This is a genomic window from Komagataeibacter xylinus (assembly GCF_031081985.1).
Lineage (GTDB): Bacteria > Pseudomonadota > Alphaproteobacteria > Acetobacterales > Acetobacteraceae > Komagataeibacter > Komagataeibacter xylinus_E.
In genome coordinates this window covers 150,603-164,039 of record NZ_JARWSK010000003.1, presented here as the reverse complement: position 1 = coordinate 164,039, position 13,437 = coordinate 150,603, and the positions used below count along the sequence as shown (strand labels likewise).

Genomic DNA, 13,437 nt, shown 5'->3' with positions numbered 1-13,437 from the left:
GGGCCATTTTCGTTGGAGGAGGCAGGCCCCGTAAGGGGCGCTGCCGGTCAGGGGTCAGTTGGGGCGCAGCGAGGGGTCGAGCCAGCCGATATTGCCGTCAGGGCGGCGATAGAGCACGTTGATCGCCTCGGTCGTGCTGTTGCGGAAGAGTTGGATCTGGCAGTCGGCCAGGTCCAGCCGCATGACCGCCTCGCTCACGCTCAGGGTCGGGATCTCGGTCGGGTGCTCGGCAATGATGGTGGCGTAGGGGCCGGTTGCGGGCAGCGCGCTGTCCTCATCCTCGAGCGTGGCATCGTCTTCCGTGGCGGAAAGGGTGGGCATGCCGGGGCGCAGGACATAGCCGCGCCCCACCTCGGGCACCTGCTGGCGGGCTTTCTGGTGGCCATGCTTTGTGGCCTTGCGGTGGTAGCGGCGCAGGCGGCTTGCAATATGCTCGGCGGCATCATCAAAGGCCGAATGGGCATCGGCGGCCTCGCCTTCGCCGCGCAGGGTCAGCCCGCGCGAGGCATGGAGGTTGATGTCGCATGTAAAGAACGAGCGCGCGCGGCTGAAGGTGACGCGGGCTTCCATGGCCTGTCCGAAATATTTTTCCGATATGCGGTCCAGATGGGCGCTTACCCTGTGTTTCAGGGCATCGGACAGGGCGATCTGCTTTCCGGCGACACTGATGTGCATAAGGGGCAACTCCTTACATGATCGTAACGCGGTGGCTTACGGGCAGAAGGAAGACGTGCTTTGAGCAAATGGCTATGGATTAAAAGAAACGATCCTTCCCGCAAGGCCTGCGTGACAGTGGCTGTTGCGTCGTGCCCGTGGGGCACATGACAGCGAACGGATGTATTTGGGCATGGTTGCCCCCTCGCTGTCCATGCTTTCCTTGCATGGGGGAACGGTGCTTTTTTTTGCGCCAGCCCCTTGCGCAAATCGTAACGAATACAGGGGTTGGTTTCTGGTAGGGAAGTCAGGACCAGAAGACGTTTTTGGTGAAGCTTTTTTCAAAAAGCTTCGAGAGAACACCGCCTTTTTGAAAACAGGCGGCACCCCGAAACTTTTATGATTTTATGCAAGTAGTGGGTCAGAGAGTGAATTTTTCACCCAGATAGACGCGGCGCACGTCCTCGTTGGCCACGATTTCCTCTGGCCGCCCCTCGGTCAGCACCTGCCCGCTATGCATGATGTAGGCGCGGTCGATCACTTCCAGCGTCTCGCGCACGTTATGGTCGGTAATCAGCACGCCAATGCCCCGGTCCTTGAGGTGGGCCACGAGGTCGCGGATCTCGCCCACCGCAATGGGGTCGATGCCCGCCAGCGGCTCGTCAAGCAGGATGTAATGCGGCTGGCTGGCCAGCGCGCGGGCGATTTCAAGCCGTCGCCGCTCACCACCCGAAAGGGCGAGCGAGGAGGAATGCCGCAGCCGGGTTATGCCGAATTCGCCCAGCAGCCCGTCAAGCATGGTCTGGCGGCGGTCGGGGTCGGGTTCCACGATCTCGAGGGCGGCCATGATGTTCTGTTCGACATTGAGCCCGCGAAAGATGCTCGACTCCTGCGGCAGGTAGCCAATGCCCATGCGCGCGCGGCGATACATGGGCAGTTGGGTGATGTCCGCGCCATCGAGCGTGATGGTGCCCATGTCGGGGCGCACCAGCCCCACGATCATGTAGAAGCTGGTGGTCTTGCCCGCGCCATTGGGGCCAAGCAGGGCCACGGCCTCGCCGCGCTGCACCTGCAGCGATACGTCACGCACCACCTGCCGCTTCTTGTAGCTCTTGCCGATTCCACTGGCGATCAACCCGGCCGAGGGCGCGGGAATGGGCAGTTCCGTGGTGTCGGGGCCATCGGTCGGGGGGGTCATGTTCATTTGTCTTGTACCTTGCCACCTTTGCCAGCCTGGTTGGGAATGACCAGGCCACTCACGCGCGAGCCGGGGTTGTCGGTTAGGGTCGAGATATCGGTATGCAGGTTCACGATGGCCGATGTGCCGCTGACCTGATTTTCCCCACGGGTGATATGCACGTTGCCCACCAGTCGGGCAATGCCCGTATCGGGCACGTACACGCCGCGATCCCCGGTTATGGTCTCGGTGCGCGTGCGGATGATGATGTGGCCGAAGGCATCGACATGGTCCATCGTGCCCGCGCCGGGGGAGGGCTTGTCATCCGCTGCCGCGTCCTCCGGCGAGGTGGCGTCATCAGGCAGGGGGTTCTTGCCGTTGGGGTGGGTCTGGCGCCATTCCTTGCGCTTGTTGCTGCGCTGCGTCTTGGGCTTGTCGTAGCCCACCAGCACGTCGGCGCGGATCTGGCGGCCGTCATTTGTGGTCATGGTGGCGTTGCCGCGCGCAACCGACATGTGCTCGTGCGAATGGTATTCCAGCACGTCGCGCGCGGTCAGGATATCCTGCGGGGCAGTCATCTTCAGGTGTTCGCCGGTCATGACCAGAATGGCCTGATCGACGTCATAGACCGCATGGTCGCCCCAGGCCTGGTCATTGAGGTTGAAGGCATGCACGTGGCCGATGGCTTCAAGGCGGTAAACCTCGCTCGACCCGCCGCCATCGCTTGCGCCGCCGCCTGCCGCATCACCCTGTGCCGCCCCCGGTGCTGTCCCTTGCGCCGTGCCCGCAGGCCCGCTGGCGGGGCCATTGCCGGGCGCGCCGATGGGGTCGGGCCGGTCAGGAATGGGCAGGTCCTGAGGCAGTGTGTCAGACGGGGTGGCGAGGCTCGTATCCACGTCCGGGTCGCTGGCGGAGGCCGTGGCGTCGGGCGTGCCGGCCGGTGCCGGCGTGCTCGTGGCGCCGGCGGGCGTGTCATCGACGATATGGGGCCTGCGTGTCTCGGGCGGGGGGGCGACGCCAAGATGGGCGGCAAGCGGCGCGTCGGGGCCGGGCGGCTTGCCCGCGGCCTGCGTGCCCGGCGTGGCGGGCGTGGTTGCGCCGGGGGTGGCCTGCCCTGGCGCGGGTGTCGTGGCAGCCTTCTTGCGGTAGAAGGCGATGAGTTTGTCGCCACGCACGGTCACGTCGCCCCGGATGGCCTGGGCGCGGTCATAGGCGGTGACGGTCTGCGCGTTCTGGTCCCAATCGAAGCCGCCTGCTGCGGTGACATTGATCTGCTGGCCGTGCGACATGTCGAGCCCCTGCGCCATGGCGGGGCCAGCCGCCACCAGCCCGAGCAGGACGCCGCCAAGCGGCAGGTGAGGGAAGAGGCGCGCCATCAGTTCGATCTTTCCGCTGCATTGAGGATCATGCGGCCCGGACCGCGAAACAGCATGATGCCGCCGCGTGTATCCACCATGCCGCCACGCGCGTCGAGCACGCCCACCGGGCCTTCGGCATGGACCCAGCTATCGGTTACGATGATGTTGTGGCGCATGTCGACATCGGCGGTGGGGCTGAGCATGAGGGTTCCGTCATTGCGATAGAGGGTGACGTCACGCGTCAGGTCCAGCAGTTGGGTATGCTGCATATACACGCCGTCGCGCGCGGTCACATACAGCCAGTTGCCGTTATCGGTCAGGGTATCGGCTGCGGGATTGCTCAGGTCGATGCGCTCGGGGTCGACCTGGCGGGCCTCGTCGGCGGTGATCATGTAGGGGCGGCCATGCTCGTCGAGGCCACGATAGGTGGGGTTGAGCATGCTGCCGCTTTTCACGCGCACGCGGCTCATCTGCGCCATGGTGCCGGTATGCATGATCACGGCGCGCTCGACGGCGGGCCATGCGGCAATCGAGCCGAGCAGCACGAGGGCGAACAGCGGCAGCATCCACTTGGCCGAGCGCATGATGGCCTGCCTGCGCGCCTGGTCGGCGGCGTTGGGCAGCAGGCGAATGCGCGCGCCCTGGTCGAATATGCTGCGCTGGCGCTCGATATCGGCGGCGCTGCGGGCATAATCCTCGCGCTGGATGGTGTCGGGATCGGTGTTGTCGTCCCTGTCTTCGGGGCGGTCGGTCATGCAATGCCCGCGCGCAGCAGGTCGTGAAGGTGAAGGATGCCCACCGCATGCCCTCCTTCATCAAGGGCGAAAATGCTCGAGATCGGGCGCGGGCGGTCGTTCATGACCCGCAGCGCCTCGGCGGCCAGCAGGTCGGGGCCGATGGTCTGGGGCGTGGGGTTCATGATGTCCGCGGCAAGGGTGTGGTCAAGGTCGCGGCCCAGGGCCAGGCGCAGGTCGTGGTCGGTAATCAGGCCGAGCAGGCGGCCCTGCGCATCCACCACGCCCATGCAGCCAAAGGCCTTGCGGGTCATTTCCACGATCACGCGGCGCAGTTCCATGTCAGGCGGGCCGAGCGGCATGCTCTCGCCCACATGCATCAGCTCGCGCACCCGGCGCAGCCTTGTGCCCAGCCGCCCGCCGGGGTGAAAGATGCCAAAGTCACTGGCGCTGAAGCCACGGCGCTGGAGCAGCACGATGGCCAGCGCATCGCCCAGCGCAAGCTGCATGGTGGAGCTGGTGGTCGGCGCGAGGCCGATGGGGCAGGCCTCGGGGGCATCGGGCAGCAGCAGCACGATATCGGCCGCCTGCGCCAGCGTGGAGCCCGCGCGCGCGGTCATGGCGATGAGCAGCAGCCCGAAGCGGCGGGCATGCGAGATGATGTCGGCCATTTCCGCCGTTTCGCCGGAATTGGATATGGCCAGCACCGCATCGCCCTTCTGCAGCATGCCCAGATCCCCGTGCGAGGCCTCGGCCGGATGCACGAAAATGGCGGGCGTGCCGGTCGAGGCAAGGGTGGCCTGGATCTTGCGCCCGATATGGCCCGACTTGCCCATGCCGGTCACCACCACGCGCCGGTTGTCCGACCAGATGCCCTCGACCGCCGCGATGAAGGCCGCCCCGAGCCCGCCATCGCCCGCATTGCCGTCTTCCATCGCGGCGATCATGGCCTGCAGCCCGGCGGATTCGGCGTGCAGCACGGCACGGGCCTCGCGCAGCATGCGCGCGGGCTGGCCTGCGTCATCGCCCGTGGCGGAGGGTGGGGGAAGGGGGCTGCTATTCATGCACGATCTGTATCGGTCTGAATGGGTTCCCGGTCAAACCGGGCATGGGGCATCAGGCGGCCCGATGCGCGAAAATATCAGGATCCTCGTAGCCCAGTATATCAAGCCGCGCGCGCGTGGGCAGAAAATCGTAGCAGGCCTGCGCCAGTTCACGCCGCCCCTCGCGGTGCAGCAGGGCTTCGAGCTTCGCCCACAGGGCATGCAGGTACAGCACGTCGGAGGCGGCATAGGCCAGTTGCTCGGGCCTGAGTTCTGGTGCCCCCCAGTCCGATGACTGCTGCTGCTTGCTCAGTTCCACGCCCAGCAGTTCGCGGCACAGATGGGCCAAGCCGTGGCGGTCGGTATAGGTGCGCACCAGTTTTGAGGCGATCTTGGTGCAGATGGCGGGGGCCACCGTAATGCCCAGCGTGTGCTGCAGGATGGCCACGTCAAAACGGGCGAAATGCATGAGCTTGGGCAGAGCAGGGTCAGCCAGCACGCGCACGAGGTTGGGGCAGTCGGCGGCCCTGGCGCCTTTTGGCATCTGCACCAGGTGGGCATGGCCATCCCCGCCCGAAAGCTGCACGAGGCACAGCCGGTCACGGTGCGGGTTGAGGCCCATCGTTTCCGTATCCACCGCAACACTGCCACTGAAGGTGACATGCGCGGGCAGGTCGCCACGATAGAAGTGAATGGCGTCGGGTGATGGGCTTGTGGCCATATGTAAAATGCTCCGTCACGCAATTGAATTCACGGTGGCAGGTCTGCAACGCAACCGCAAGCAGGGCAATCCGTTGTGTCGTAACGCCTGCCTGTGCCCGGGGGCCAGGGCCGTGAAGGGTGTGTTCGGGGCGGTTTACACCAATTCCGGCTGCGGAACAGGCAAAAAGATAACGGGACAGGCCCGTAATGGGCTGTCCTGATCGCCCCCGGAGGGGAATGCTATTCAGTTTTGAGAGATGGTGCCCAGAAGAAGACTCGAACTTCCACGACCTTGCGGCCACAGGTACCTGAAACCTGCGCGTCTACCAATTCCGCCATCTGGGCTCAGAGGCTCCCCAGCGGAGGCCGCCGGGGTGGTGTGAGCGCTGTTTAGTCCGGCCTGCGGGGGCGGTCAACAGGGGAAATCCATTTTTTTGAAATCAGGCGCATTTTTTTTCGTTCCGTGGTCCGGCGCGGGCTGCCCGGCATGGCTGCGCAAACGAAATGGCTGGGAAGCCGTTTGCAAAAGATGCGAGAACAAGGAGCCGGAGAACGATATGGATCACGGGCAGGAGCAGGACATGGCGCGCAAGGTGGCAACGGTGTTTGGCGGGAGCGGATTCGTGGGCCGCTCCGTGGTGGGGCGACTGGCGCGGGCCGGCTACGTGGTGCGCGTGGCAGGCCGCACGGCGGCGCATGCCACGACCCTGCGCATGCTCGGTGATGTGGGGCAGGTGGTGCCCGTTGTCGCCTCCGTTACCGATGAGGCGGCCTGCGTCGCCGCCATCGAGGGCAGCACGCTGGTCATCAACCTTGTGGGAATCCTTTCCCCGCACGGGGCGGCAACGTTCGAGGCGATCCATGTGGCGGGCGCGGCAAGGGTGGCGCGGATCAGTGCTGCCGCCGGTGTCGGGCGGCTGATCCATGTCTCGGCCATTGGCGCGGACGTGAACAGCCCATCGGCCTATGCCCGCAGCAAGGGCGAGGGGGAGGCCGCCGTCAGCCGCCACATGCCACAGGCGGTCATTGTCCGGCCCTCGCTCATTTTTGGTGTGGAAGGGGCCATTCCCGCCATGTTCGCCCGCATGGCGCGTTTCATGCCGGTGGTGCCGGTGTTTGGCCCGGCCACCCGCTTCCAGCCCGTATGGGTGGGCGATGTGGCCGAGGGCATGCTGCGCATCGCTGCGGGCGAGGGTATGGAGGGCGCCATCTTCGAGTTCGGCGGCCCCGTGGTCATGACCATGCGCCAGCTCGTGGCCTGGGCCGCGCGGTGGGGCGGTCATCCGCGCCCGCTCATCGAGGTGCCGCGCTGGCTCGCCACCCTTCAGGCCAGCGTGTTCGAGCGCCTGCCGGGCAAGCTGCTCACGCGCGATCAGGTCAGGCTGCTTTATGTCGATAACGTCGTGGCGCCCGGCGCCCGCACGCTCGAGATGCTGGGCATAACCCCCTCGCCCATGGATCTGGTGCTGGACTGATTTCGGCGCGGAAGCGGGGAATTCCGCGTATTTCTAGTCTTTTTGTACATTAAGGTCAGTACTGCTGTCTTTTCTTTGGGCCAGGTGTTGCGTAGGTCATGTGCGAACCACCGGGCGCGTACGCCGCGCCTGACGCCTTCCTTCCATTATGCAGACCAGGGGCAGACCGATGGCCGAGCGCATGCTGAAATTCGTCTCCGTGGCGCAGGAGCAGCCCGACAAACGGCCTGCCGAGGCGCGCCGCCAGGACTTCAACGAAATTTACGATGAGTTCGTGCCCGCCAAGGCCGAGGCACAGGCCTCGCGCTGCTCGCAGTGTGGCGTGCCGTTCTGCTCGGTGCACTGCCCGCTGGGCAACAACATCCCCGACTGGCTGATGATGACCGCGGCAGGGCGGATGGAGGAGGCATATGAACTGTCCTCCGCCACCAACACCTTCCCCGAAATATGTGGCCGCATCTGCCCGCAGGACCGCCTGTGCGAAGGCAACTGCGTGATCGAGGAAGGGTTCGAGAGCGTCACCATCGGCGCGGTCGAGCGCTACATTACCGATACCGCCTTCGATAATGGCTGGGTCAAGCCGGTCAGGCCGGTGGCCGAGCGCGATGAGAGCGTTGCCATCATCGGTGCTGGTCCCGGTGGCCTTGCCGCAGCCGTGCAACTGCGCGAGCAGGGCTATCAGGTCCATGTCTATGACCGCTATGACCGCATCGGCGGTCTGCTGATGTATGGCATCCCCGGCTTCAAGCTGGAGAAGGACATCGTGCTGCGCCGGCATAAGCTGCTGGTGGAATCGGGCATCCAGTTCCACCTCGGCAAGGGCATTGGCGATACGGACGGCGCGGACAGCATCGCGTTCTCCACCCTGCGCGCGCGGCATGATGGCGTGCTGATCGCAACCGGCGTGTACAAGTCGCGTGACATTGGCGGCCCCGGCGCGGGTCTGGGCGGCATCGTGCGCGCGCTTGATTACCTGACCGCCTCGAACCGCGTCTCGCTGGGCGACAGCGTGGCCGAATATGACAATGGCGCGCTGAATGCGGCAGGCAAGTCGGTCGTGGTCATTGGCGGTGGCGATACGGCCATGGACTGCGTGCGCACCGCCATCCGGCAGGGGGCAAAGTCGGTGAAGTGCCTCTACCGCCGCGACCGCGCCAACATGCCCGGTTCCGTGCGCGAGGTGAAGAACGCCGAGGAAGAGGGCGTCGAGTTCGTCTGGCTCGCAGCCCCGCAGGCGTTCGAGGGCGAGGGCAATGTGAGCGGCGTGCGCGCCAGCCGCATGAAGCTGGGCCTGCCCGATGCCTCGGGCCGCCAGTCGGTCGAGCCGGTGGAGGACAGCGCGTTCACGCTCGAGGCCGACCTCGTGGTCAAGGCGCTCGGCTTTGACCCCGAGCCGCTGCCCACGCTGTGGGGCCAGCCGGAACTTGAGGTCTCGCGCTGGGGCACGCTCATGGTGGATCGCAAGAGCTTCATGACCAGCCTGCCCGGCGTGTTTGCCGCAGGCGATATCGTGCGCGGGGCCAGCCTTGTGGTGTGGGCCATCCGCGATGGGCGCGATGCGGCAGCGCAGATGCACGCATGGCTGGAAGAAATGACGGCCGCACAGGCCGAGGTGGCGGAGTAAGCATGATGGACCAGTTCGAAAACCAGCCCACCGATTTCGTGCAGGAATGGCGCGACAATGCGCAGGCCATCTCCGGCCTGTACACCCCGGCTGACGAGCATGATGCCTGCGGCGTGGGCATGGTGGCCGCCCTTGATGGCAAGCCGCGCCGCGACGTGGTGGAAGCGGGCATCGCAGCGCTCAAGGCCGTGTGGCACCGTGGTGCGGTTGATGCCGATGGCAAGACCGGCGATGGCGCGGGCATCCATGTCGAGATCCCGCAGGATTTCTTTGCCGACGCCATTCATGCAGGCGGCGCCGAAAGTGGCGTGGACAGCCAGATCGCGGTGGGCATGATTTTCCTGCCCAAGACCGATATCGCAGCACAGGAGCGGTGCCGCCAGATCATCGAGAGCGAGATCCTGGCGTTCGGCTACAGCATCTATGGCTGGCGGCAGGTGCCCATCAACACCGACTGCATTGGCGAGAAGGCCAACGCCACCCGCCCCGAGATCGAGCAGATCCTGATCCGCAACCTGCCCGGCAGCGGGGAGGAGGAGTTCGAGCGTGACCTGTACGTGATCCGCCGCAAGATCGAAAAAAGTGCGATCGCCAATCAGGTCGACCTGTATGTGTGTTCGCTGTCATGCCGCTCGCTCATCTACAAGGGCATGTTCCTTGCCGAGCACCTGACCGAATTCTACCCCGACCTGCTCGATCCGCGCTTTGTCAGCCGTTTCGCCATCTATCACCAGCGCTACTCGACCAACACCTTCCCCACATGGAAGCTGGCCCAGCCTTTCCGCCGGCTGGCCCATAATGGCGAGATCAACACCATCTCGGGCAACGTCAACTGGATGAAAAGCCACGAGACGCGGCTGGCCGACCCCATCCTTGACCCCTACATGGATGACCTCAAGCCTGTGGTGCAGGCGCAGGGGTCGGATACCGCGTGCTTTGACAACGTGTTCGAACTGCTGACCTTCGCAGGCCGTGACGCGCCCATGGCGCGCTGCCTGATGATTCCGGCAAGCGTTGGCGGCAATTCCGCCATGCCGCAGCGCCACAAGGATATGTATTCCTACTGCAACGCGGTGATGGAACCGTGGGATGGCCCCGCCGCCCTGTGCGCAACTGACGGCCGCTGGATGGTCGCGGGCCTCGACCGCAGCGGCCTGCGCCCGCTGCGCTACACCATTACCGCAGGCGGGCTGCTGATCGTGGGCTCCGAGACCGGCATGGTGAAGGTGCCCGAGGCCGAGATCGTCAGCCGTGGCCGCCTCGGGCCGGGGCAGTCGCTGGCACTCGACCTGAAAACCGCGAAGCTCTACAGCAATGAAGAGCTGCTCGATGCGCTTTCGCAGCGGCAGGACTTCTCGGCGTGGGCCAAGCGCACGCAGGAAATCTCGAGCATTGTCCGCCCCGATGGCAGCGAGCCGGTGCTGTACGGGGCCGAGATGCTGCGCCGCCGCCAGCTTGCCGTGGGCCTGACGCTCGAGGACCTCGAGACCATCCTGCAGCCCATGGTGGAAAACGCCGCCGAGGCCATCGGCTCGATGGGCGATGACACGCCGCTTGCCGTGCTTTCCACCCGCTACCGGGGGCTTGCGCATTACTTCCGCCAGGCCTTCAGCCAGGTCACCAACCCGCCCATCGACAGCCTGCGCGAGACGCGGGTGATGAGCCTCGTGACCCGCCTTGGCAACCTTGGCAACATCCTGGAGGAAAACGAGAGCCAGTGCGACCTGCTCCAGCTTCCCTCCCCGGTGCTGACCACGGGTGAGTTCCAGGCGCTGGTCGAATTCTGTGGCAAGAATGCCTGCATCATCGACTGCACCTTCCCCGCCGCCGAGGGCGAGAGCGGGCTGCGTGCCGCCATCGCGCGCATCCGAGCCGAGGCCGAGGACCGCGTGCGGCAGGGCTGCACCCATGTGTTCCTGACCGATGAGCACCAGTCCAGCGAGCGGGCGTATATCCCCATGATCCTCGCCACGGCGGCGGTGCATACGCATCTGGTGCGCCAGTCGCTGCGCACGTTCACCTCGCTCAACGTGCGCTCGGCCGGGGCGCTTGACGTGCATGCCATTGCGGTGACCATTGGCGTGGGTGCGACGACCGTGAACCCGTACCTGGCCCAGGAAAGCATTGCCGACCGCCACCGTCGCGGCCTGTTCGGCCAGCTTTCGCTCAGCGAGTCGGTTGAGCGCTACCGCAAGGCGGTCAACAAGGGCCTGCTCAAGATCATGTCCAAGATGGGGATTTCCATCGTGGCGTCGTATCGGGGTGGCTACAATTTCGAGGCCATCGGGCTTTCACGCGCGCTGACGGCGGAGTTCTTCCCCGGCATGCCCTCGCGCATTTCCGGCATCGGCCTGACCGGCATCGCGCGCAATGTGCTCAGCTTCCACCACAAGGCGTGGAACAAACAGGTGGAAACGCTTTCCGTCGGCGGGCGCTACAAGATGCGCCGCAGCGGGGAAGTGCATGCCTTTGATGGCAACCTGATCCACATGCTGCAAACGGCGGTGGGCACCGGCAGCTTCTCCATCTACCAGCGTTATGCCGATGCGGTGCGCCGCCAGCCGCCGGTGGCGCTGCGCGACCTGCTCGACTTCCGTGGCGGGCGCACGCCCATCCCCGTGGAATCGGTCGAGAGCATCACCGAACTGCGCAAGCGCCTGATCGCGCCGGGCATTTCGCTTGGCGCACTCAGCCCCGAAGCGCACGAGACGCTGTCGATCGCCATGAACCGCATCGGCGCCAAGTCCGATTCGGGCGAGGGTGGTGAAGACCCGGCCCGCGCGAAGCCGCGCCCCAATGGGGATAACGCATCCTCCGCCATCAAGCAGATCGCCTCGGGCCGCTTTGGCGTGACCGCGCAGTACCTCAATGACTGCCGCGAGATCGAGATCAAGATGGCGCAGGGTGCGAAGCCCGGCGAGGGCGGGCAGTTGCCCGGCTTCAAGGTGACCAGCCTGATCGCGCAGCTGCGCCATGCAACCGAGGGCGTGACCCTGATCTCGCCGCCGCCGCATCACGATATCTACTCGATCGAGGATCTGGCCCAGCTCATCTACGACCTCAAGCAGATCAACCCCGAGGCCACCGTGACCGTGAAGCTGGTCGCACGTTCAGGCATCGGCACGATTGCGGCGGGCGTGGCCAAGGCCAAGGCGGATGCCATCCTGATCTCGGGCCATTCCGGTGGCACGGGGGCCAGCCCGCAGTCCTCGGTCAAATACGCGGGCATGCCGTGGGAGCTGGGGCTGGCGGAGGCGCATCAGGTGCTGATGCTCAACCGCCTGCGCCACCGCGTGAAGCTGCGCACCGATGGCGGGCTGAAAACCGGCCGCGACGTGGTGATCGCCGCCATGCTGGGTGCGGAAGAGTTCGGCATCGGCACGGCCAGCCTCGTGGCCATGGGCTGCATCATGGTGCGGCAGTGCCACTCCAACACCTGCCCCGTGGGCGTGTGCGTGCAGGATGAGGAACTGCGCAAGAAGTTCGAAGGCACGCCGGAGAAGGTGATCAACCTGTTCTCCTTCATTGCCGAGGACGTGCGCAACATCCTCGCATCGCTGGGCTTCTCCACGCTTAACGAGATCATCGGCCGCACCGACCTGCTGCACCAGGTGCTGCGCGGTGCGGACTACCTTGATGACCTCGACCTCAACTCGCTGCTGGCGCAGGCCGATCCCGGCCCCTATGGCCGCTACTGCACCCGTGAGGGGCGCAACGAGGTGCCCGAGACGCTGGATGCGCAGATGATTGCCGATGCGCGCCCGCTATTCGACCATGGCGAGAAGATGCAGTTGCAGTACAACGTGCAGAACACGCATCGCGCCATCGGCACGCGCATCTCCTCGCTCATCGTGCGCCAGTTCGGCATGACCAAGCTGGCACCGGGCCACCTGACGGCGCGGCTGCGCGGCTCGGCGGGGCAGTCGCTCGGCGCATTCGCGGTGCAGGGCCTCAAGCTCGAGGTGCTGGGCGATGCGAATGACTACGTGGGCAAGGGGCTCTCCGGGGCGACCATCGTGGTGCGGCCTTCGCCTTCCTCCAGCCTTGTGTCGAACGAGAACGCGATCGTGGGCAACACGGTGCTGTATGGCGCAACGGCGGGTGCGCTGTATGCCGCAGGGCAGGCGGGCGAGCGCTTTGCGGTGCGCAACTCGGGCGCCATTGGCGTGGTCGAGGGCTGCGGGTCGAACGGGTGCGAATACATGACCGGCGGCACGGTGGTGATCCTGGGTGAGACGGGCGACAATTTCGGCGCGGGTTTCACCGGCGGCATGGCCTTCGTGTATGACGCGAGCGGCACGTTTGCCGAGCGCGTGAACCCCGATACCGTGATGTGGTGCCGCGTGCATGACCCCAAGTGGGAGGCCGTGCTGCGCGAGCAGGTCGAGACCCATGCGCGTGAGACCGGCAGCCGCTACGCCGAACTGCTGCTGCATGACTGGGACAAGACGCTGCCGCGCTTCTGGCATGTCGTGCCCAAGGAATATGCGAAAGTGATCGGCTTCGAGGCCCCTGCGCTGGCAGTTGGCGCGTAAAGGCAACGCACGTCACATAATGGCGGGGCCGGGCAGCAATGTCCGGCCCCGCCTGCGTTGGGGCATAATATCGGGCAGTGGGGTCGCCTCACGGGGCGTGACGCACTAGATTCACACCATGGAATCGCGGGGCCT

10 protein-coding genes and 1 tRNA gene are annotated in these 13,437 nt (G+C 65.5%); 4 read left to right on the top strand and 7 right to left on the bottom strand.

The window, feature by feature from the left end; translation table 11 throughout:
- Positions 1-54 precede the first annotated feature (54 nt).
- Positions 55-675 (bottom strand): ribosome hibernation-promoting factor, HPF/YfiA family, encoded by a 621-nt coding sequence (gene hpf / locus QEG70_RS06910; RefSeq protein ID WP_308719997.1) that lies wholly within the window; start codon positions 673-675, stop codon positions 55-57.
- 172 nt (positions 676-847) lie between these two features.
- Here hpf and QEG70_RS06905 point away from each other — a divergent pair, with 172 nt between their 5' ends.
- Positions 848-1,057 (top strand): hypothetical protein, encoded by a 210-nt coding sequence (locus QEG70_RS06905; protein WP_308719996.1) that lies wholly within the window; start codon positions 848-850, stop codon positions 1,055-1,057.
- Between the two features lie 18 nt (positions 1,058-1,075).
- Here the strand turns inward: QEG70_RS06905 and lptB are convergent, their stop codons facing one another.
- The 6 genes from lptB to QEG70_RS06875 form a co-directional block, all read right to left on the bottom strand.
- A complete protein-coding gene (lptB, locus tag QEG70_RS06900; protein WP_374762561.1) occupies positions 1,076-1,858 on the bottom strand; it encodes an LPS export ABC transporter ATP-binding protein in 783 nt (260 codons plus the stop codon).
- Positions 1,855-3,207, bottom strand: a complete 1,353-nt coding sequence (locus tag QEG70_RS06895) for a hypothetical protein (protein ID WP_308719995.1) — start codon at positions 3,205-3,207, stop codon at positions 1,855-1,857. The genes lptB and QEG70_RS06895 overlap by 4 nt, the downstream gene beginning before the upstream one ends.
- Entirely contained in the window at positions 3,207-3,944 is a 738-nt protein-coding gene (lptC, locus tag QEG70_RS06890; RefSeq protein WP_308719994.1) for an LPS export ABC transporter periplasmic protein LptC, read from the bottom strand. Before lptC ends, QEG70_RS06895 begins: the two co-directional genes overlap by 1 nt.
- Complete coding sequence (locus QEG70_RS06885; RefSeq protein ID WP_374762560.1) at positions 3,941-4,987, bottom strand: KpsF/GutQ family sugar-phosphate isomerase; 1,047 nt, start codon at positions 4,985-4,987, stop codon at positions 3,941-3,943. The genes lptC and QEG70_RS06885 overlap by 4 nt, the downstream gene beginning before the upstream one ends.
- Before the next feature lie 52 nt (positions 4,988-5,039).
- Positions 5,040-5,687 (bottom strand): ribonuclease D, encoded by a 648-nt coding sequence (locus QEG70_RS06880; protein ID WP_308719993.1) that lies wholly within the window; start codon positions 5,685-5,687, stop codon positions 5,040-5,042.
- Positions 5,688-5,926: 239 nt separating this feature from the next.
- Positions 5,927-6,013: transfer RNA gene (locus tag QEG70_RS06875), tRNA-Leu, on the bottom strand.
- A gap of 236 nt (positions 6,014-6,249) precedes the next feature.
- On the opposite strand from QEG70_RS06875, the gene QEG70_RS06870 reads away from it, so the two are divergent.
- From QEG70_RS06870 to gltB, 3 genes are all read left to right on the top strand, one after another.
- On the top strand, positions 6,250-7,143 hold the full coding sequence (locus tag QEG70_RS06870) for a complex I NDUFA9 subunit family protein (RefSeq protein WP_308720213.1): 894 nt from the start codon (positions 6,250-6,252) through the stop codon (positions 7,141-7,143).
- Between the two features lie 169 nt (positions 7,144-7,312).
- Positions 7,313-8,767 (top strand): NAD(P)-dependent oxidoreductase, encoded by a 1,455-nt coding sequence (locus QEG70_RS06865; RefSeq protein WP_308719992.1) that lies wholly within the window; start codon positions 7,313-7,315, stop codon positions 8,765-8,767.
- A gap of 2 nt (positions 8,768-8,769) precedes the next feature.
- Positions 8,770-13,302: a glutamate synthase large subunit gene (gene gltB / locus QEG70_RS06860; protein ID WP_308719991.1), complete on the top strand. Its 4,533-nt coding sequence runs from the start codon at positions 8,770-8,772 to the stop codon at positions 13,300-13,302.
- Positions 13,303-13,437 lie beyond the last annotated feature (135 nt).

Coding starts and splice junctions, on each gene's coding strand:
- hpf (WP_308719997.1), bottom strand. CDS start 675: ATGCACATCAGTGTCGCCGGAAAGCAGATCGCCCTGTCCGATGCCCTG.
- QEG70_RS06905 (WP_308719996.1), top strand. CDS start 848: ATGGTTGCCCCCTCGCTGTCCATGCTTTCCTTGCATGGGGGAACGGTG.
- lptB (WP_374762561.1), bottom strand. CDS start 1,858: ATGAACATGACCCCCCCGACCGATGGCCCCGACACCACGGAACTGCCC.
- QEG70_RS06895 (WP_308719995.1), bottom strand. CDS start 3,207: ATGGCGCGCCTCTTCCCTCACCTGCCGCTTGGCGGCGTCCTGCTCGGG.
- lptC (WP_308719994.1), bottom strand. CDS start 3,944: ATGACCGACCGCCCCGAAGACAGGGACGACAACACCGATCCCGACACC.
- QEG70_RS06885 (WP_374762560.1), bottom strand. CDS start 4,987: ATGAATAGCAGCCCCCTTCCCCCACCCTCCGCCACGGGCGATGACGCA.
- QEG70_RS06880 (WP_308719993.1), bottom strand. CDS start 5,687: ATGGCCACAAGCCCATCACCCGACGCCATTCACTTCTATCGTGGCGAC.
- QEG70_RS06870 (WP_308720213.1), top strand. CDS start 6,250: ATGGCGCGCAAGGTGGCAACGGTGTTTGGCGGGAGCGGATTCGTGGGC.
- QEG70_RS06865 (WP_308719992.1), top strand. CDS start 7,313: ATGGCCGAGCGCATGCTGAAATTCGTCTCCGTGGCGCAGGAGCAGCCC.
- gltB (WP_308719991.1), top strand. CDS start 8,770: ATGATGGACCAGTTCGAAAACCAGCCCACCGATTTCGTGCAGGAATGG.